Annotated in this window: 17 protein-coding genes and 4 pseudogenes; 13 read left to right on the forward strand and 8 right to left on the reverse strand. The window is 61.9% G+C overall.

From position 1 onward, the window contains the following. The first annotated feature begins 127 nt into the window (after positions 1 to 127). Entirely contained in the window at positions 128 to 2014 is a 1887-nt protein-coding gene (locus ACFSQT_RS08260) for an MFS transporter (RefSeq protein WP_379017998.1), read from the forward strand. Positions 2015 to 2115: 101 nt separating this feature from the next. On the opposite strand, the gene ACFSQT_RS08265 is transcribed toward ACFSQT_RS08260, so the two are convergent. Next, the gene (locus tag ACFSQT_RS08265; protein WP_379017999.1) at positions 2116 to 2313 is read right to left on the reverse strand and encodes a DUF2735 domain-containing protein; all 198 of its coding nucleotides are present in this window, start codon (positions 2311 to 2313) and stop codon (positions 2116 to 2118) included. Positions 2314 to 2629: 316 nt separating this feature from the next. Between ACFSQT_RS08265 and ACFSQT_RS08270 the strand changes: the two genes are divergently transcribed. Then, on the forward strand, positions 2630 to 3670 hold the full coding sequence (locus tag ACFSQT_RS08270; protein WP_379018000.1) for a glutamine synthetase beta-grasp domain-containing protein: 1041 nt from the start codon (positions 2630 to 2632) through the stop codon (positions 3668 to 3670). A 138-nt stretch (positions 3671 to 3808) separates the two neighbouring features. On the opposite strand, the gene ACFSQT_RS08275 is transcribed toward ACFSQT_RS08270, so the two are convergent. From ACFSQT_RS08275 to ACFSQT_RS08290, 4 genes are all read right to left on the reverse strand, one after another. Continuing rightward, entirely contained in the window at positions 3809 to 4240 is a 432-nt protein-coding gene (locus tag ACFSQT_RS08275; RefSeq protein ID WP_379018001.1) for an HIT family protein, read from the reverse strand. A 98-nt stretch (positions 4241 to 4338) separates the two neighbouring features. Beyond that, positions 4339 to 5553: a GNAT family N-acetyltransferase gene (locus ACFSQT_RS08280; protein WP_379018002.1), complete on the reverse strand. Its 1215-nt coding sequence runs from the start codon at positions 5551 to 5553 to the stop codon at positions 4339 to 4341. 56 nt (positions 5554 to 5609) lie between these two features. Further along, entirely contained in the window at positions 5610 to 6338 is a 729-nt protein-coding gene (locus tag ACFSQT_RS08285) for a glycerophosphodiester phosphodiesterase (RefSeq protein WP_379018003.1), read from the reverse strand. A gap of 14 nt (positions 6339 to 6352) precedes the next feature. Next, positions 6353 to 6817, reverse strand: coding sequence for a RidA family protein (locus ACFSQT_RS08290; protein WP_379018004.1), 465 nt, complete (start codon positions 6815 to 6817; stop codon positions 6353 to 6355). A 138-nt stretch (positions 6818 to 6955) separates the two neighbouring features. On the opposite strand from ACFSQT_RS08290, the gene ACFSQT_RS08295 reads away from it, so the two are divergent. The 3 genes from ACFSQT_RS08295 (at position 6956) to ACFSQT_RS08305 (ending at position 9578) form a co-directional block, all read left to right on the forward strand. Then, a complete protein-coding gene (locus ACFSQT_RS08295) occupies positions 6956 to 7783 on the forward strand; it encodes a cell envelope integrity EipB family protein (protein WP_379018005.1) in 828 nt (275 codons plus the stop codon). Positions 7784 to 7900: 117 nt separating this feature from the next. After that, positions 7901 to 9199, forward strand: coding sequence for a lysophospholipid acyltransferase family protein (locus ACFSQT_RS08300; RefSeq protein ID WP_379018006.1), 1299 nt, complete (start codon positions 7901 to 7903; stop codon positions 9197 to 9199). 100 nt (positions 9200 to 9299) lie between these two features. After that, positions 9300 to 9578, forward strand: coding sequence for a DUF4031 domain-containing protein (locus ACFSQT_RS08305; RefSeq protein ID WP_379018007.1), 279 nt, complete (start codon positions 9300 to 9302; stop codon positions 9576 to 9578). Positions 9579 to 9618: 40 nt separating this feature from the next. On the opposite strand, the gene ACFSQT_RS08310 is transcribed toward ACFSQT_RS08305, so the two are convergent. Further along, positions 9619 to 10293 (reverse strand): methyltransferase family protein, encoded by a 675-nt coding sequence (locus ACFSQT_RS08310; RefSeq protein ID WP_379018008.1) that lies wholly within the window; start codon positions 10291 to 10293, stop codon positions 9619 to 9621. Further along, a complete protein-coding gene (locus ACFSQT_RS08315; protein ID WP_379018009.1) occupies positions 10290 to 10697 on the reverse strand; it encodes a hypothetical protein in 408 nt (135 codons plus the stop codon). Before ACFSQT_RS08315 ends, ACFSQT_RS08310 begins: the two co-directional genes overlap by 4 nt. Before the next feature lie 130 nt (positions 10698 to 10827). Here ACFSQT_RS08315 and ACFSQT_RS08320 point away from each other — a divergent pair. The 4 genes and pseudogenes from ACFSQT_RS08320 to tsf all read left to right on the forward strand — a co-directional run bounded on the left by ACFSQT_RS08320 (position 10828) and on the right by tsf (position 13708). Beyond that, positions 10828 to 11108, forward strand: a pseudogene (locus tag ACFSQT_RS08320) (DUF4031 domain-containing protein). Beyond that, entirely contained in the window at positions 11105 to 11716 is a 612-nt protein-coding gene (locus ACFSQT_RS08325; protein WP_379018010.1) for a LysE family translocator, read from the forward strand. Before ACFSQT_RS08320 ends, ACFSQT_RS08325 begins: the two are co-directional and overlap by 4 nt. Positions 11717 to 11892: 176 nt before the next feature. Continuing rightward, entirely contained in the window at positions 11893 to 12675 is a 783-nt protein-coding gene (rpsB, locus tag ACFSQT_RS08330) for a 30S ribosomal protein S2 (RefSeq protein ID WP_023777441.1), read from the forward strand. Between the two features lie 109 nt (positions 12676 to 12784). After that, on the forward strand, positions 12785 to 13708 hold the full coding sequence (gene tsf, locus ACFSQT_RS08335; protein ID WP_379018011.1) for a translation elongation factor Ts: 924 nt from the start codon (positions 12785 to 12787) through the stop codon (positions 13706 to 13708). Positions 13709 to 13737: 29 nt separating this feature from the next. Here the strand turns inward: tsf and ACFSQT_RS08340 are convergent, their stop codons facing one another. After that, positions 13738 to 14658, reverse strand: a complete 921-nt coding sequence (locus ACFSQT_RS08340) for a LysR family transcriptional regulator (RefSeq protein ID WP_379018012.1) — start codon at positions 14656 to 14658, stop codon at positions 13738 to 13740. Between the two features lie 114 nt (positions 14659 to 14772). Here ACFSQT_RS08340 and ACFSQT_RS08345 point away from each other — a divergent pair, with 114 nt between their 5' ends. From ACFSQT_RS08345 to frr, 4 genes and pseudogenes are all read left to right on the forward strand, one after another. Further along, positions 14773 to 15309: a nuclear transport factor 2 family protein gene (locus ACFSQT_RS08345; protein WP_379018013.1), complete on the forward strand. Its 537-nt coding sequence runs from the start codon at positions 14773 to 14775 to the stop codon at positions 15307 to 15309. Between the two features lie 27 nt (positions 15310 to 15336). Further along, positions 15337 to 16442 (forward strand): annotated as a pseudogene (locus ACFSQT_RS08350) (aldo/keto reductase). A 143-nt stretch (positions 16443 to 16585) separates the two neighbouring features. Next, positions 16586 to 17310: pseudogene (gene pyrH, locus ACFSQT_RS08355) on the forward strand (UMP kinase). 109 nt (positions 17311 to 17419) lie between these two features. Then, positions 17420 to 17973, forward strand: a pseudogene (gene frr / locus ACFSQT_RS08360) (ribosome recycling factor). The last annotated feature ends 564 nt before the right edge of the window (positions 17974 to 18537 follow it).

Here is an 18537-nt window from a genome sequence, read left to right on the forward strand (position 1 = left end):
CGTCCTGACGTTGGCGCGCGCTTTCTGTCATTTTTCCGTGATCGCAGTGCTTGAGTCCGTGCTCGGAGGAGAACGCGGACAGTGACGCACAGCATCGAGGCAATGGGTCTCACGGGAGGACAATTCTATGGCAATGGCATCGACTGCCGGCGGAAAAAGCCGCGGCATGACGCGGGAGGAAAAGAAGGTCATCTTCGCTTCCTCGCTCGGCACCGTTTTCGAATGGTACGATTTCTATCTCTACGGCGCATTGGCGGCCGCGATCGGCTCGACATTCTTCAATTCTTATCCGGAAACGACGCGCAACATCTTCACGCTGCTGGTTTTCGCCGCCGGCTTCCTCGTGCGTCCGTTCGGCGCGCTGGTGTTCGGCCGCATCGGCGATCTCGTCGGCCGCAAATACACATTTCTCGTCACCATCATGATCATGGGCCTGTCGACCTTCCTGGTCGGCCTGCTTCCCGGTTCGGCGAGTTGGGGCATCGCGGCGCCTATCACCCTGGTTGCACTGCGCATGCTGCAGGGCCTGGCCCTCGGCGGTGAATATGGTGGTGCGGCGACCTATGTCGCCGAACATGCTCCCGACGACCGCCGCGGATTCTATACGTCGTGGATCCAGACGACGGCGACACTCGGCCTGTTCCTGTCGCTGATCATCATCCTGATCGTGCAGAATTCGCTGAGCAAGGAGGATTTCACGGCCTGGGGCTGGCGTATTCCATTCCTGGTCTCGGCCGTCCTGCTCGCCATATCGGTCTGGATTCGTCTTTCGCTTGCCGAGTCGCCGACCTTCCAGCGCATGAAGGACGAGGGCAGGGGCTCTAAGGCGCCGCTCACGGAAGCCTTCGGACAGTGGAAGAACGCCAAGATCGCCTTGCTCGCGCTGTTCGGCCTCACCGCCGGCCAGGCCGTGGTTTGGTACAATGGCCAGTTCTACGCGCTGTTCTTCCTGGCGAACGTGCTCAAGGTCGATCCGCAGTCGGTCAACATCATGATCGCTGTTGCGCTGGCGCTCGGCTCGATCTTCTTCGTCGTGTTCGGCTGGCTCTCCGACAAGGTCGGCCGCAAGCCGATCATCATGGCCGGTCTTGCGCTGGCGATCGTCACCACCTTTCCGCTGTTCAAGGCGTTGACCTGGGCCGCCAACCCGGCGCTCGCCACCGCGCAGCAGAACACGCGTGCGACGGTGACCGCGGCCCCGGGGGACTGCAATTTCCAGTTCAATCCGACCGGAACACGCAAGCCTCTCACCTCGTGCGATATTGCCACCGACTTCCTGGCCAAGAGCTCCGTGCCCTATGACATTATCTCGACGGCAGCGCCGGGGACCGCGGCCACTGTCAAGATCGGCACCGAATCCGTGACGTCCTATGACGCCGTGGCGGCCGCGGACAAGGCAAGTGCAAACGAGGCTGCTTTCAAGAAGGCCATCAACCTGGCCCTTCAGGATGGTGGCTATCCGCTGAAGCGTGCTGCTGCCAAGGTCGCCGACCAGAAGCTCGACGCCTTTGTCGCGGCCAATCCTGAGGTGAAGCTCGACGCCGCTGCCATCCGCGCCGGCGAAAAGGCCACGGTCCCGGCCGAGCAGGCGATCAAGGACAAGGTGCTGACGAAGGATGAAGCCGCCGGCGTCACCGACGTCACCGTCTACAGCATTCCGGCAGCGGGTGCGTTCTCGATGTTTGCTGACCCGGCACAGGTCAATTGGGCAAAGGTCATCGGCATCCTGTTCATCCTGGTGCTTTACGTGACCATGGTCTACGGGCCGATCGCGGCCATTCTGGTCGAGATGTTCCCGACCCGCATCCGCTATACCGGCATGTCGCTGCCCTATCACATCGGCAACGGCTGGTTCGGCGGCCTGCTGCCGGCGATCGTGTTCGCGCTCAGCGCCTACAAGGGCGATATCTACTATGGCCTCTGGTATCCGGTGGTGATCGCGGCGATGTCGCTGGTCATCGGCATGATCTTCGTCAGGGATACGCTCGGCACCGACTTGCACGCCAAGCAATAACCAGGGGCAACGGCCTCGAAAAAAGCCCGGCGCGAGCGATCGCGCCGGGCTTTCAATTTCTTTACGGCAATTCCGCTGACGAAGGCTGGCTGGCCTTGCTGTCAGCTCTTGCGGCCCTGAGCCTCTTCCTCGATGGCGGCGTCGTGATACCAGCCGTCGCCGAAATCCGCCCGAACACCGCGCAGCAAAGCAAGCTCTGCCGCAAACTTAGCCTTCCCGCTCAAATTTGAGGCAGCGACGCGCGCTGCCACCGGGAACATCAGAATTTTGGCCGACGGACGCGTGGAAATGATTTCCATTGTCGGGTTCCTTTCTTCTGCCGAACCTTGTCGATTCAACTTGTTTCGAAGATAGGGTCTGCAATCAAGTTAGGCAATATGCCTACGAAAAGATCAGTATTTGCCTATTATTTGTGCGAATTGTGACTGTGATTGATCCGGACGCATTGTTTAGGCGGCTTGCCAACTTCAACCGGATGCCGCGTCAATTTTGCCGCACCCTGTCGGCCAAGAGTGGCACACGAATTGCTTTTTAGTGATCCGGCAGGCCGGCCACTGGTGGCAGACGCATGTCGACGCCGTCCAGTGTTCGGTGATCAAGCAACGAGAGGCTAGAATGACGAAATACAAGCTCGAGTATATCTGGCTCGATGGATATACCCCGGTTCCCAATCTTCGCGGCAAGACGCAGATCAAGGAATTCGCCGAATTCCCGACGCTCGAGCAGCTTCCGCTGTGGGGTTTTGACGGTTCGTCGACGCAGCAGGCCGAAGGGCACAGCTCCGACTGCGTCTTGAAGCCGGTCGCGGTCTATCCGGATCCGGCCCGCACCAACGGCGTGCTCGTCATGTGCGAAGTCATGATGCCCGATGGCGTCACGCCGCATGCTTCCAACAAGCGCGCCACCATCCTCGACGACGAAGGCGCCTGGTTCGGTTTCGAGCAGGAATATTTCTTCTACAAGGACGGCCGCCCGCTCGGCTTCCCCGAGAGCGGCTATCCCGCGCCGCAGGGTCCGTACTACACCGGCGTCGGCTACTCCAATGTCGGCTCCGTCGCCCGCCAGATCGTCGAAGAGCATCTCGACCTCTGCCTCGCGGCCGGCATCAACCATGAAGGCATCAACGCCGAAGTGGCCAAGGGGCAGTGGGAATTCCAGATTTTCGGCAAGGGCTCCAAGAAGGCCGCCGACCAGATGTGGATGGCCCGCTACCTCATGCAGCGCCTGACCGAGAAATACGGCATCGACATCGAATACCACTGCAAGCCGCTCGGCGACACCGACTGGAACGGCTCGGGCATGCACGCCAACTTCTCGACCGCCTACATGCGCGAAGTCGGCGGCAAGGCCTATTTCGAAGCGCTGATGGCGGCCTTCGACAAGAACCTGATGGATCACATCGCCGTCTACGGCCCGGACAACGACAAGCGTTTGACCGGCAAGCACGAGACCGCGCCATGGAACAGGTTCAGCTATGGCATCGCCGATCGCGGCGCCTCGATCCGCGTCCCGCACTCCTTCGTCAAGAACGACTACAAGGGATATCTGGAAGACCGTCGTCCGAACTCGCAGGGCGACCCCTACCAGATCGCCTCGCAGATCCTGAAGACGATCGCTTCGGTGCCGGCCAGCGCCCAGGTTTCCGCTGCCGCTTAAGCATTGCGGATAGGTGAAAAAAGCCCCGGCATCGCTGAACTGACCCCCGAAGGTTGTGTCCAACTTTACGGGGTCAGTTCAGAAGGGCGGGCTTTTTCATTGGAAACGGTTTTCCAGGTCGTAAAGCGACGTGCTGCGTCAGCTTCGCAGCGCTGCCCGTATCTTGTCGGCGCTCTCGGCCAACACCTCCGGCTTCTCCATCCCGCCAGCGTGAGGCTTCAGCGGAATGCCGTCGAAGCGCGGGATGACATGCACATGCAGATGATAGACGGTCTGCCCCGAGGCTGGTTCATTGAACTGCATGACGGTGACGCCGTCGGCGCCAAAACCTTGTTTGACGGCCCGCGCCACCTTCTGGACGACCGTGAAAAGCGGGCCGAATGTTGCCGGATCGGCGTCGAGCAGGTTGCGCGACGGCGCCTTCGGCACCACCAGCGTATGGCCCGGCCCTTGCGGCATCACATCCATGAAGGCGACGATCGCCTCGTCCTCGTAGACGCGGTGCGAGGGAATTTCACCGCGCAGGATCTTGGCGAAGATGTTGTCGGTGTCGTAGGTGGCCTCGGTCATGGCGAACGCTCCGGATTCTTGCCTTTCGTGTAGCGAAGCCGTCGAAAGTCGGCAAGACGATCGGGCGAAGTCGCCTGGTCATCAGGGCAGTCCGGTCGCTAACCCTCCAGATCCTTGCGGAACGGGGTGTGTTCTTCCAGATATTCGCTCATCCGCTCCACCTCGTGCCGTTCTCGCTTGAGATAGTCGGCGACGGCGTTGCGCAAGCCGGGGTGCGCAATGTAGTGCGCGGAATGCATGGTCACCGGCCGGTAGCCGCGCGCCAGCTTGTGCTCTCCCTGCGCGCCTGCTTCGACCACCTTCAGCTTGCGCTCGATGGCGAAGTCGATCGCCTGATGGTAGCAGACCTCGAAATGCAGGAAGGGATGGTCCTCGATGCAGCCCCAGTTGCGGCCATAGAGTGCGTCGGAGCCGATGAAATTGATGGCGCCGGCGATGTAGCGTCCGTCGCGCCTGGCCATCACCAGTAGGATGTCGTCGGCCATGCGTTCGCCGATCAGCGAAAAGAACTGGCGGGTGAGATAAGGCCGGCCCCATTTGCGGCTGCCGGTGTCCATGTAGAAGGCGAAGAAGTCATTCCAGGCCTTTTCGGTGAGATCCTTGCCGGTCAGCCAGTCGATCGAGATGCCGTTGGCCAGCGCCTCGCGCCTTTCCTTCTTCATCGCCTTGCGCTTGCGCGACGCAAGGGTGGCGAGGAAGTCGTCATAGGTAGAAAAGCCTTCGTTGAAGAAATGGAATTGCTGGTCGGTGCGATGCAGGAAACCTGCCGCTTCCAGCACCTCCACGTCGCTCTCTTGCGCGAAGGTGACATGCGCGGAAGAGACACCGAGCTTTTGCGTGACCGCCTTCAGTCCCGCCGCCAGTCCGGCCTTGACGGCGCCGGCATCCTCGCCCTTGGTGACCAGCAGGCGAGGGCCTGTGACCGGTGTGAACGGCACCGCGCATTGCAGTTTGGGATAGTAGCGGCCGCCGGCGCGCTCGAAGGCATCCGACCAGCCATGATCGAACACATATTCGCCCTGGCTGTGCGACTTGAGATAGCACGGCACCGCGCCGAGCAGCTTGCCCTGCGCGGTCTCCAGCCGCAAATGATGGCCCTGCCAGCCGGTGCGCCGCACGGCGCAGCCGGAGTCTTCGAGCGCGCTCAGAAAAGCAAATGAAACGAGCGGGTTGTAGCCGTTTTCTGCGTCGCCGCGTGTGGTCCCACTGAGGCTATTCCATTCCTCCGGGGTGAAAGCACCGATACCAGCGGCGACGCGGATCGAATAGTCCGCATTTGCTGTCTGGCCATCGCCGTCGTCGCCTTGATCCATGAGGCTTATTTAAGCTCCGTCCGGCCTGGTACAAGTCACGTTTCGGACACCCGACTTCAGGCGACTTTGACCAGATCGGGTTCGAACCCTTCGAATGTCATCTGGTCGGCATATTTGAAGGTCAGGTCCACCGCCGGCTGGTCATGCACCGTCCAGGTGATGACCGGCATTTTCAGCTTTTCACGCACAAAACTGACGAACCGGTTCGGCAGGTCGCCGGCGGCATAGGAGGTGAACGCGATTTCGTGCGCCAGCATGGCGAAATGCGCTTCGATCAGCTGGTTTTCCTTGCCGTAGGCTGTCAGTCCGCCCGGAATGCCGGGCGCATGTTTGGGGAAATCGCGGATCAGCCAGTGATCAAACGACATGATCGCCGCCTTGCCTTTGTAGCGCTTGAGTATCTTGCCGACGCTCGCCACGAGACCATCATCGCGACCCGGGATGCCTTTCAGTTCCACGACTATCGGCACCCGGCCATCGACAAGATCGAGCGCTTCCTGAAGCGTCGGCACGTGGTCGGATGTGTCGCCGACCTTGAGCACCGTCATCTCGGCCGCGGTGCGCTGCCAGACGAAGCCGTCCTGTCCGGTCAGCCTTTTAAGGTCGCCATCATGGATGATGACGGGAACGCCATCCGACGACAGGTGCACGTCGCATTCGATGGCATAGCCGCGCTCGGCAGCAGCGGCGAAAGCGGAAAGCGTGTTTTCCCAACGCGTCTTGTTCATGTCGTGAAGACCGCGATGGGCGACGGGCCGGGCGGTCAGCCAGGATAGGTTGGTCATGGTTGTCCCCTGGCTCACTCGACTTCGAAGATCGCTTCGATTTCCACCGCGGCATTAAGCGGCAGCGAGGCGGTGCCGACGGCGGAGCGGGCATGCTTGCCCCGCTCGCCAAGTGCCGCAACCAGGAAATCGGAGGCGCCGTTGGCAACCAGATGCTGCTCGACAAACTCGGGCACGGAGGCGACGAAGACGGTGATCTTCACCAGGCGGCGGATATTCTCGAGGTCGCCGAGCGCTGCCTTGGCTTGCGCCAGGATGTTGATCGCGCAGTACTTTGCCGCATCCTTGCCGGCCGCGGTGTCGACGTCACGGCCGAGCCGTCCGCTGGCCTGCAGCTTGCCGTCCTTGAGCGGCAACTGTCCGGCGGTGAACAGCAGGTTGCCGGTCCTGCAATAGGGCACGTAATTGGCGGCAGGCGCGGCGGCGACGGGAAGCGTCACGCCCAGATCGCTTAGCCGCTTTTCGATTGTTTCACTCATGGTATTTCCCTATTGCTTGGTGACGCCGCGCCGGCCGGGCCGAAATTGCTATTTTTGCCTCGCTTCCGCCATGACTTTTTTTAAGCTGGACCATCTTTCCCTGCGGCCTGCCATCAGCCGCGACGATCGGAGTACCTCATGCGCGCAACGCGCCTTGCATTCCATGCCGTCCTGTTCTCGGCAGTCTTCTCGATAGGCCCTGCTTTCGCCGTGCCGGCGCTGCAAGCCCACCGCGCCGTTTATGACCTCACCCTCAAAAAGGCGTCCGATCAATCCGGCATCACAGGCATATCCGGCCGCATGGTCTATGAGTTCAATGGCTCGGCCTGTGAAGGCTATACGGTGAAATTCCGTTTCGTCACCCAGATCGTCACCAACGACAACACAAGGCTGACCGACCAGCAGACGACCACTTTCGAGGACGCCGAAGGCAAGACCTTTTCGTTCGTGACGAAGTCCTTCGTCGACCAGAACCTCGACAAGGAGGTCAAGGGCATCGCCACGAAACAGACCAAGGGGTTGAAAGTCGATATCGACAAGCCCGAAAAGAACAGCCTCGAGCTGGCCATGACCCAATTTCCGACCCAGCATCTGGTCGAACTGATCGGCAAGGCCGAAAAGGGCGAGAACTTCTACGAAACCAACCTGTTTGACGGCTCCGAAGACGCCAACAAGGTGATGACGACCACCGTCGTCGTCGGCAAGAAAACCGATGCCGACAAGGCCGACCCGGAAGCTCCGGCACTGGCGAAGCTCGCCGCCGACAAATACTGGCCGGTCGACATTGCGTATTTCGACGACACCGACAAGACAGGCGAAGAGGTGCCGGAATACCGGATTAGCTTCAAGCTGCATGAGAACGGCATCACCCGCGACCTCGTCATGGACTATGGTGACTTCTCGATGACCGGCAAGCTGGTCAATCTTTCATTGTTCGACCAGTCGAAAACCTGCCCGGCCAAATAGTGCTTTAGCTGGTCGGTTGATTAACCACGACACGGCGTTGTCGTGGCGAACGACTTGAACGCGCCGCAATCGTCTCTCAACTTCCTTCCCGGCGTCGAGGCGCAAGGGGGGAGCAGCTTGAGCAGGATCGATGTGTTCGTGGCGCCGCGGCCTAACCCGGCACTGATCAGGGCCATGACATCAGTCAACCGGATCGTCATGCTGCGCGGCGTTCCCGGCTTTCGTGATCTGTTGCCGTTCAACCGCCTGGCCGGTTTGCGCGGCGTTGCCAATGTCCGCTACATCGACTTTCCCCACGCCGACCTTGAGCGGCTGAAGGCCAGTTGCGGGGCGGGGAAGGCGACCTTCCTCACGCCCAATCATCCCGAGTTCTTCACCGACTGGATGATCGACAAGGAGATTGTGTCGCAGGTCAGCCCGCTCGCCGCATCGTGGGCAACGAATGGCGTCGTCAACGGCCTTGGCCGGCTGATGCAGAAATTCTGGCTGGCCAACAATCTGATCGCCCAGATTCCCGGCAACAGCGGGGCAGCCAAGGAACACTCCGTCGCCTGGGCATTGAAGGGCCACGGCGTGCTGCTGCATCCCGAGGGCGGCGTCGGCTGGCATGCCAACATCGTTGCGCCGCTGCTGCCGGGTGCCGTCGAGATGGGGCTTGAGGCCCTCCAGCGAGGTCGAGCCACGGATCCGGATTTCAAGGTCTGGATCGCGCCGGTTGTCTGGAAACTTGCCTTCACCAGGAATGTCGAAGCGGCGCTGGCGAAGGAATGCGCCTATGTCGAGAAAAGCCTGAAAATAGTACGCCGCGCCAACGACACGCTGCCGCAGCGCATCCACCATATCTATGCGACACTGCTGGCCCGCGACGAGGCCACCTGGGGCATGCCATCCGACGAAGGCGCGTCCTATGCCGGGCGCCAGAAGGCATTGGTCGGCGAGCTCGGCCGTCGGCTAGGCAAGAGCATCTCGCTCGACGCGGCCGTCACCGACACCACCGAGCTTCTGCGGCGGGCACGTCGTTGGCAACGCGAAAACACCGGCGACGCGGAAGGGCAAAAACAGGTCCGGGCACTCGCCGATACGATTCAAAGGCTGCAACGCGTCGGGCCATGGGCCTCGGCCAATCCGCGCATCACCCAGGAGGAGATCGCCGAGCATCTGAAGCGGGTCCGCAACGACTATTGCCGGAGCCGACTGCGCGACACGATGAACCGGTTCATTCCGCAGCCGGCCGGGCCGCGCTGCGCCCACATCCGGGTGCCCGATCCACTCGGCCTGCATGAGCATGCCGCCTCGGTCGACGATGCGGTTGCCGAATTGCACCGTCGCATGCAGGATACAGTCACCAGCACGGTCGCCGAGCTTGCGGCCAGTGGCCGCTTCATTTTCTATCCGAATCCATTCTATCGTCACTGACATCCAGACGGGCCATGTGGCCGATCGTCATTCAGTTGCCAAGAATGGCGGTTGCTAGGAAATGGCGGCTGCGAAGAGTGGAAGGCAGACAGCAAGCTTCATGGCAGTCTATGTCGACGCGGCGATCTGGAACTGGGCCGGCCATCGCTGGTGCCATCTGATGGCGGACGACACCGATGAGTTGCATCGCTTCGCCGCGCAACTCGGCATCAAGCACTCGTCCTATCAGGGGCCGCCCAAGACATCGGCGCCGCACTATGACATAACCGGCTTCGAGCGCGACCGCGCGGTGCGGCTCGGCGCCATCGAATGCAGCCGCGAGGAGATCGTCGCGATCTTCCGGCGCGTGCGAGTGCCGAACGGGAAGATAAAGCGGTGACGGGCAATGCGTTGATCAGCGCCCTGGTTGGGCCTGCGAGTTACCAGAGGCCAGGTATGAGCCGGTAGCGGACCGCTCGCATATAGTCGGTGTAGCCATCGAGATCCGATTGAAGCATCTTCTCCTCGTCCAGGACGCGCAGCACCAGGATCGGCACGTTGAGCAGCAGAAACAACAATCCCCAATAAGAACCCAGCGCCAGCGGCGCGCCGACGACCAGCACCAGCACACCGACATACATGGGATGCCGGACCAGAGCGTATGGACCGGTGGAGATGACCTTTTGGCCTTCCATCTTCTCGATCGTCGAAGCCCCGTAGCTATTTTCGCCGAAGACCCGCAGGTCGATCATCAGGCCGAGCGCCACGAGGACATTCCCGAATACTGAGACCCAGGCCGGTACATGCGACCATCCGAATCGATAGTCGAGCACCGAGAAGATCACCAGCAAGATCGCGGCCGAAAATGCGACGGCGATGAGCACCTTCTGCAATGGCCGGGTCTCGGCGGCGGGTCCGGCCTTGATACGACGTTCGAGCAACGCGGGATTCCTGAGCGCGAGGTAGACGCCGATAATGTTCGTCGAGATCGCGAAGACGACAATAAAAGACCAACCCTGCCAGTAGGTCAGAGTGCCTGCCGGCACGAAGACGATCGCGCCGAGGACCAGCAAGCCGACCACGGCGGACTTCAGGGTACGAATCGCAAGGTTCATCGCGGCTCCTCCGGGCTTGGCGGTGCTGCGTGATCCCGCATCGCCTTGATCCAGAATTCCACCACACTGGCATCCGCGCGGCGCAAAGTATCTGGTGGTGCGCCAAACACGCGTTCGATTGCATTGACATAGGCGGTGTGGAGCGCAAGAGCTTCCTTGACGAAATACCGTTCGTCGGGCTGGCGGATGAAGGCGAGCATCAGCTTTGCGTGGGCGAAGCCGAGCGCTTGTGCCCGCGACATGACGATCTCGCCGACGCGGTCGGGGAAGGGCGACGGAAGCAGCAATCCACGCGTCGCAGGCCCCCAGATCTCCGAGATCGCCCAGCAAGGCATAGGCGAAGGCTGCATGCAGGATACAGTCACCAGCACGGTCGCCGAGCTTGCGGCCGGTGGCCGCTTCATCTTCTATCCGAATCCATTCTATCGTCACTGACAACCAGACGGGCCATGTGGCCGATCGTCATTCGGTTGCCAAGAATGGCGGTTGCCAAGAGTGACGGCTGCGAAGAGTGGAAGGCAGACAGCAAGCTTCATGGCAGTCTATGTCGACGCGGCGATCCGGAACTGGGCCGGCGATCGCTGGTGCCATCTGATGGCGGACGACACCGATGAGTTGCACCGCTTCGCCGCGCAACTCGGCATCAAGCACTCGTCCTATCAGGGGCCGCGCCCAAGACATCGGCGCCGCACTATGACATAACCGGCTTCGAGCGCGACCGCGCGGTGCGGCTCGGCGCTATCGGATGCAGCCGCGAGGAGATCGTCGCGATCTTCCGGCGGGTGCGGGTGCCCAACGGAAAGGCTCGGCCATGACACCAACGGCATTTCTGGCTTATTGCGCCGCTATCACGCTTGCAGCCGCAACGCCGGGACCGGCGATGTTCGCGGTCATCACCAACGGTGTATCGCGCGGGTTCCTTCGCGCGTTCATGGCCGGAGTTGGCGTCGCCGCCGGCGATGCCGTGCTGGTCACCCTGGCGTTGCTCGGACTGGTGGCGTTGGCCCAGACTTTCGAATGGGTTTTTCTCCTGCTGAAATACGCGGGCGCTGTCTATCTGGTTTTTCTCGGCGTCAGGATGTGGCGAGCCGCCGCCAGCCAATCGGATGAACCGCAGGCGTCGCAGCCGAGATTGTCACGGTCGTTCTTCCTCGGTGCATCCATTGCGCTGGGCAACCCGAAGGCGATCCTTTTCCATGCCTCGATCATGCCGCTGATCCTGAACCTCAACACGATGACCCTGGCCGACGGCCTGCTGGTGGTCGCGGTCGTGATCAGCGTCAATGTCCTCACCATGGGTATGTATGCCGCACTTGCCGGGCGGGCTTCGGGCTGGTTCAGGACGCCGGGACGCATGCGGCTGATGAACAGGTTTGCCGGCAGCGCGATGATCGGGACCGGAGCGCTGATTGCCGCACGCTGAGCGGTGAAACGCCACACGGCTTGCGTTTGTCGCGCATCCCCTCTATATGCGCGCTCATTCCACACACGGACTTTGGTGTCTGCCCGGGAGAAATCCGGCTGAAACCTCCGGTGGCGTTCGAGGACAAAGTCCAAAAATGCCTGTGTCCGTGGAGGCTAACCGGAAAGGAAACAAGAATGGCTCTGCCTGATTTCAGCATGCGCCAGCTTTTGGAAGCTGGCATTCACTTCGGCCACCAGACCCACCGCTGGAACCCGAAAATGGCGCCCTACATCTATGGCGCCCGCAACAACATCCACATCATCGACCTCTCGCAGACGGTGCCTTTGCTGCACCAGGCGCTGAAGCAGGTTTCCGACACTGTCGCCAAGGGCGGCCGCGTGTTGTTCGTCGGCACCAAGCGCCAGGCGTCCGACATCGTCGCCGATGCGGCACAGCGTTCGGCCCAGTACTATGTCAATTCGCGTTGGCTCGGCGGCATGCTGACCAACTGGAAGACGATCTCGAACTCGATCCAGCGCCTGCGCAAGCTCGACGAGATGCTGGCCGGCGAGGCCCAGGGCCTGACAAAGAAGGAGCGCCTGAACCTCGACCGCGAGCGCGAGAAGCTCGACAAGGCGCTGGGCGGCATCAAGGACATGGGCTCGACGCCCGACCTGATGTTCGTCATCGACACCAACAAGGAAGCGATCGCCATCCTCGAGGCCAAGCGTCTCGGCATCCCGGTCGTCGCCATCATCGATTCGAACTGCGACCCGGACAAGATCGACTTCCCGATCCCCGGCAATGACGACGCGGCCCGCGCCATCCAGCTCTATTGCGACCTGATCGCCAAGGCTGCGATCGACGGCATCGCCCGCCAGCAGGGCGCGCTCGGCGTCGACATCGGCGCTTCGGTCGAAGCCCCGGTCGAACCGGCGCTCGATCCGGCCCCGGCATCGGAAGCCCCTGAAGCTTGATATTCGAAGGCCGGTTGCGGCCTTCATCTTTCTCATATTTTGGCACGCTAAACAGACGCATCATCGAGTACCGATGGTGCGTCGGTGCATTTAAAACAAAGAGGCGACAATGAGCATTTCGGCTGCACAGGTCAAAGAACTCCGCGACTTGACCGGCGCGGGCATGATGGATTGCAAGGCGGCGTTGAACGAGACCAACGGCAACATGGAAGAGGCCATCGACTGGCTGCGCAAGAAGGGCATTTCCAAGGCCGATAAGAAGGCCGGCCGCACCGCGGCAGAAGGCCTGATCGGTGTCGATTCCGGTGTGCGCGAAGCTGCCGTCGTCGAAGTCAATTCCGAAACCGACTTCGTCGCCCGCAACGAGCAGTTCCAGGAGCTTGTCCGCAATGTCGCGAAGGTCGCGCTCGGCTATGGTGGCAAGACCGAAGTGGTCGCGGCGGCCAAATATCCGGGCAGCGACAAGTCCGTCACCGAGGTGATCAAGGACGCGGTCGGTACGATCGGCGAGAACATCAGCTTCCGCCGCTCTGCCAAGCTCACTGTCGAGCACGGCGCCGTGGCTACCTATGTCCACAACGCGGTTGCCGATGGTCTCGGCAAGCTCGGCGTGCTGGTCGCGATCGAGACCACGGGCAATGAGCATGCGGCCAATGCCTTCGCGCGCCAGGTTGCCATGCATGTCGCGGCCACCAATCCGATGGCCCTGACCGCGGAGCAGATCGATCCGGCCGCCGTCGAGCGCGAAAAGGCGATCTTCTCCGATCAGGCGCGCCAGTCCGGCAAGCCGGAAGCGATCATCGAGAAGATGGTCGAAGGCCGTCTGCGCAAGTTCTACGAAGAGGTCGTGCTCCTGAAGCAGGCCTTCGTGCTCAATCCCGACATCACTGTCGAGAAGGCGCTGAAGGATGCCGAGAAGGATATCGGCGCGCCGGCCAAGATCACCGCCTATCTGCGCTTCGCGCTGGGCGAGGGCATCGAGAAGGAAGAGACCGATTTCGCGGCGGAAGTCGCGGCGGCGGTCAAGAAGTAAGCTGCCGCGGCGCTATCTCCTGACGAATTTTATCGGCCGGGTGTCCGCAGGGATGCCCGGCCGATTTCTTGTGCGGTATCGATGAAGGCCCTGAGCTTCGGCGCCATGGACGCCCGGCGCGGGAAATAGAGGAACAGTCCCGGCTCATCGATCGACGCTTCGCGCAGGATTTCGACCAGCCTGCCGGCCTGGATGTCGGCTCGCACCAGCGGTTCGAACAGATAGGCCAGCCCGATGCCGGCCAACGCCATGTCGTGCGCCGACAGCGGATCGTTGACGACGACGCTGCCACGCGTTTCGACGCTGATATCCTTGCCCTGGTCGGACAGATCCCAGCGGTAGAGTGCGCGCGACCGCAGCAGCCGGTAGCCGATGCAGTTGTGGCTGGAGAGCTCAGCCAGCGTCCGCGGTTTTCCGTGGCGGCCGACATAGGCTGGAGAGGCGACGATGACCGTTCGAAACGGCTCGGTCAGCCGCACCGTCACCATATCCTCGGCGATCATCTCGCCCAGCCTTATGCCTGCGTCGAAGCCTTCGCCGACAATATCGCTCAGGCGCTCATCGGTGAACACTTCCACCGTCACCTCGGGATAGCGCTCGGCCATTGCCGACAGGATGGGCATCAAGGCAAGCGGCAGCGCCAGGCGCGGCACATTGATCTTGAGCAGTCCGCTCGCCCTGCCTTTCACCGATCGAATGCGCTCAATCCTGTCGATGATGTCTTCCAATGCCGGTTCCGCCGCGGCGACAAGCGCTTCGCCGGCCTCGGTCAGCGCGACGCTGCGCGTGGTGCGGGCAAACAGCGGCTGGCCGATCCGCTCTTCGACAAGGCGCACCGCGTGGCTGACCGCCGAAGGGCTCATGCCAAGCTCCGCGGCGGCCGCCGCGAAGCCGCCGCGCCGCGCCACGGCGACGACGACAGGAAGGTGGCTGAGCAGATCGCGATCCATTCATGCATGATATCGCATAGTCCATGCGGATAATGCAATCTTCTCGACGCCGGCGCGGTGGCCCACATTGTCGCCAACAGATCGGCGGCGGGCCGACGCGCAAGGAGAAGAGAGATGAATGCACTGAAGTATGTTACCTTCGCTGCCGGTGTAGCGCTGGCGCCAGTCGATGCCGGCGGGGCCGAACCACCCCGCGAAACGGCGCTCGCCGATGAGCGCGCCGTCATCCGCATCGCCGATGCCATCGATCGCGCCGTCGATGCCCAGGATTGGCGGCTCGCCCGCAGCTACTTCGCCGAACGCGTCACCGTCGACTTCAGCAGCCTGAGCGGACAGCCTCCGGCCACCATCGCCTCGGACGACCTGATCGGGACCTGGGCAGCGAATCTCAGGGGCAGCAAGACCAGCCTGCATCTGCGCACCAACCACCAGGTCGCCATCGACGCCAACGCCGCGACCGTCTTCTCCAACGGCTACGCCTGGAACCGGATGGAAGGCAATGGCGACCCGCTCTGGGAAGTCTGGGGCACCTACGAACACCACCTGACCCGTTCGGGCGCCGGCTGGAGAGTCGACGGCTTCACATTCCGCATGACGCACGAGCGCGGCAACCCGTGGGTCAAGACGACCCCCGGACAGGATCGGCATTGATCATTGGATCGGGATCGGAACGACATCGTGACCATGTCCTACTACACCCTCGGCAACAGCGGGCTGCGTGTCACCCGGCTGGCACTCGGAACCATGACCTTCGGCACCGAATGGGGCTGGGGCGCCGACAAGGAGACCGCGCGCGCGCTGGTCGATGCCTATGTCGAGGCAGGCGGTAATTTCTTCGATACGGCCGACGCCTATACCGGCGGCACCTCCGAGACCTGGCTTGGCGAGTTCATCGCCGAGCGCGGTTTGCGCGACAAGGCGGTAATCAGCACCAAGTTCAGCATGAATCTGGAGCAGGGCAATCCGAATGCCGGCGGCAATGGCCGCAAGAACATCATCCGCGCCGTCGATAGCTCGCTGAGGCGGCTCGGCACCGACTATATCGACCTTTATATCTGCACGCCTGGGACAGGCTGACATCGCCGGAAGAGGTGATGCGGACACTGGACGATCTGGTGCGCGCCGGAAAGGTCCGCCATGTCGGCCTCTCCGACGTTCCCGCCTGGTATGCCAGCAGGGCACAATCCGTCGCCGAGCACCGTGGCCACGAACCAATTTCGGCGCTGCAACTCGAATATTCGCTGGCCGAGCGCAACATCGAGCATGAATTCGTGCCGTTCGGCACGCGCTACGGTGCCGGCATCATGGTCTGGAGCCCACTGGCAAGCGGCCTGCTGAGTGGCAAATATCGTTCGGATACAATCAACAAGGCCGGTGGCAGGCTGGAGACGATGCGCGGTTCCACCAATCCCGGCTTCCAGAAATTCACCGACCGCAACTGGGCAATCGTTGCCGAACTGGAGAAAATTGCCGGCGAACTCGGCCGTGGCATGGCCCAAATCGCCTTGAACTGGGCAGCGACACGACCCGGTGTCGCCTCGGTGATCATCGGGGCGACCAGGCTGGATCAACTCAAGGACAATCTCGGCGCGCTGGATTTCGAGATTCCGCGGGAGCTTCTGGCAAGGCTCGACGCGGTCAGCCGGCCGGTCACGCCGTTCCCGTACTCGTTCTTCGGCCCGGAAATCCAGGGCGGCCTCACCGGGGGTCAGGCGGTCGGCGACAAGCCGGCTGGCTACTTCCCGGAGCTGCTCATGAAAGGCACTTTTGCCGGCGTGAGTTAAACAAAAGGCGAGAGGATTTTCCGGCTCGGGCGCCGCGTGACATCGCGGCGCCCTTCGTGTATCGGAACGCCATTGTTCCTGGGCGACGCCTGCGCGAAGGTAGCCACCCGGAACGCGTCACATGCCAAACGACGAGGACCAGAATGACGGTGAAGCCCCTCTACCGACGTGTCTTGCTGAAAGCGTCGGGCGAAGCGTTGATGGGCGAACAGCATTTCGGCATCGACGTTTCCGTCGTGGACCGCATCGCGGCCGACATCGCCGAGGCGCGTGCACTGGGCATCGAGGTCGGCGTCGTCATCGGCGGCGGCAACATCTTTCGCGGCGTGGCCGTTGCCTCCAAGGGTGGCGACCGCGTCACCGGCGACCATATGGGCATGCTTGCCACGGTCATCAATTCGCTGGCGCTGCGCACGTCTTTGAACAAGATCGGTGTCGACGCCGTGGTGCTGTCGGCGATCGCCATGCCCGAGCTTTGCGAGAGCTTTTCGCAGCGCCAGGCGACCGCCTACATGAACCAGGGCAAGGTGGTGATCTTTGCCGGTGGCACCGGCAATCCGTTCTTCACCACTGACTTTCGGCCGCGGCACTTCGCGCGGCTGAAATCGGCGCCGACGCGCTGTTCAAGGGTACTCAGGTCGACGGTGTCTACTCGGCGGACCCGAAGAAGGACCCGAATGCGACGCGCTTCGAGCGCATCAGCCATGGCGAAGTCATAAAACGCGGCCTCTCCATCATGGATACGGCAGCGATTGCACTTGCGCGCGAAAACAACATTCCGATAATCGTCTATTCGATCCACGAAAAAGGTGGGTTTGGCGATATTCTGAGGGGCGGCGGCCGCTGCACGGTCGTCGCGGACGATTGATCCGGGGCCTGATCCCGAAAAAGGGACGCCGGTTTTCGAAAATCAGGCTCGAACACGGGGCCTTGCCCCGAAGCAGTGAACCCGCGCTAGACGGGTCGAGGAGATTAAGATGAGTGGTGAGTACGACGATCTCAAGCGGCGCATGGACGGGGCAATCGCGGCGTTCAAGCATGATCTGGCTTCGCTGCGGACCGGTCGCGCCTCCAGCAATCTGCTCGACGCGATCCAGGTGCAGGCCTACGGCACCACCATGCCGATCAATCAGGTCGCCAACGTTTCGGTGCCGGAGCCGCGCATGATCTCGGTGTCGGTCTGGGACAAGGCGATGGTCGGCGCGGTTGACCGTGCCATCCGCGAATCCAATCTGGGGTTCAACCCGATCGTCGATGGCACCAATCTCAGGATTCCGCTGCCCGAGCTCAACGAACAGCGCCGCAAGGAACTGGTCAAGATCTCGCACGGCTACGCCGAGAACGCCCGTGTCGCCGCGCGCCATGTGCGCCGCGATGGCATGGACTTCCTGAAGAAGGCGGAAAAGGACGGCGACATCAGCGAGGACGATCAGCGCAAGCGCTCCGACCAGGTCCAGAAACTAACCGACGAAACGATCAGCACCATCGACCACCTGCTTTCCGACAAGAAGCTGAAATCATGCAGGTTTAGGGTTTTGGCCATCGGCTGACCCGAAAGCGAGAACATGCAACGCCCGCGCATGTCAGCGATCATCATGGACGGAAACGTGACGGCGCTGTGGCCAAGGCGCGCGGCATGCCTCGTCTTGCTGAGTCACTCGTGTGCCGGCGTCGAGGCGCTGCGCAGATTCGTGCGCGGGCCGCACCCGGCTCGGTGGCATCATCCTTCTGTACCGGGTCTATGCCTTCTCCGTCGAGAACTGGATCGCGCCGAAGTCCGAGGTCAGCGAACCTGATGGGCCTGCTGGGAGGGGGGAAATTGTTTATTATCCGCCGTGAGCCTGGCCGAGCCTGCAACCAGTAGTGCGTGTGCGCGGGTCAGAATCAATCGCGACAGGGCAGGGCTGCAGTCCGCCTTCAGGGGTCTGCTCGACGAGGCCGAATCGCTGACTCACAAATGAAGCGCTGACGCTGGTGATCCGCCTCTCAACTATGGCGGACGCGACGAGATCGTGTGCGCACGGCCCGCAAGCTTGCCGCAGCCGTGGCGCGTGGCGAACTCGACAGTGGGCGATCACCCAACCGAGCCGAAAAG

The organism is Mesorhizobium calcicola (assembly GCF_042682105.1).
Classification (GTDB): Bacteria; Pseudomonadota; Alphaproteobacteria; order Rhizobiales; family Rhizobiaceae; genus Mesorhizobium; species Mesorhizobium calcicola.

Coding starts and splice junctions, on each gene's coding strand:
- ACFSQT_RS08260 (WP_379017998.1), top strand. CDS start 128: ATGGCAATGGCATCGACTGCCGGCGGAAAAAGCCGCGGCATGACGCGG.
- ACFSQT_RS08265 (WP_379017999.1), bottom strand. CDS start 2,313: ATGGAAATCATTTCCACGCGTCCGTCGGCCAAAATTCTGATGTTCCCG.
- ACFSQT_RS08270 (WP_379018000.1), top strand. CDS start 2,630: ATGACGAAATACAAGCTCGAGTATATCTGGCTCGATGGATATACCCCG.
- ACFSQT_RS08275 (WP_379018001.1), bottom strand. CDS start 4,240: ATGACCGAGGCCACCTACGACACCGACAACATCTTCGCCAAGATCCTG.
- ACFSQT_RS08280 (WP_379018002.1), bottom strand. CDS start 5,553: ATGGATCAAGGCGACGACGGCGATGGCCAGACAGCAAATGCGGACTAT.
- ACFSQT_RS08285 (WP_379018003.1), bottom strand. CDS start 6,338: ATGACCAACCTATCCTGGCTGACCGCCCGGCCCGTCGCCCATCGCGGT.
- ACFSQT_RS08290 (WP_379018004.1), bottom strand. CDS start 6,817: ATGAGTGAAACAATCGAAAAGCGGCTAAGCGATCTGGGCGTGACGCTT.
- ACFSQT_RS08295 (WP_379018005.1), top strand. CDS start 6,956: ATGCGCGCAACGCGCCTTGCATTCCATGCCGTCCTGTTCTCGGCAGTC.
- ACFSQT_RS08305 (WP_379018007.1), top strand. CDS start 9,300: ATGGCAGTCTATGTCGACGCGGCGATCTGGAACTGGGCCGGCCATCGC.
- ACFSQT_RS08310 (WP_379018008.1), bottom strand. CDS start 10,293: ATGAACCTTGCGATTCGTACCCTGAAGTCCGCCGTGGTCGGCTTGCTG.
- ACFSQT_RS08315 (WP_379018009.1), bottom strand. CDS start 10,697: ATGAAGCGGCCACCGGCCGCAAGCTCGGCGACCGTGCTGGTGACTGTA.
- ACFSQT_RS08325 (WP_379018010.1), top strand. CDS start 11,105: ATGACACCAACGGCATTTCTGGCTTATTGCGCCGCTATCACGCTTGCA.
- rpsB (WP_023777441.1), top strand. CDS start 11,893: ATGGCTCTGCCTGATTTCAGCATGCGCCAGCTTTTGGAAGCTGGCATT.
- tsf (WP_379018011.1), top strand. CDS start 12,785: ATGAGCATTTCGGCTGCACAGGTCAAAGAACTCCGCGACTTGACCGGC.
- ACFSQT_RS08340 (WP_379018012.1), bottom strand. CDS start 14,658: ATGGATCGCGATCTGCTCAGCCACCTTCCTGTCGTCGTCGCCGTGGCG.
- ACFSQT_RS08345 (WP_379018013.1), top strand. CDS start 14,773: ATGAATGCACTGAAGTATGTTACCTTCGCTGCCGGTGTAGCGCTGGCG.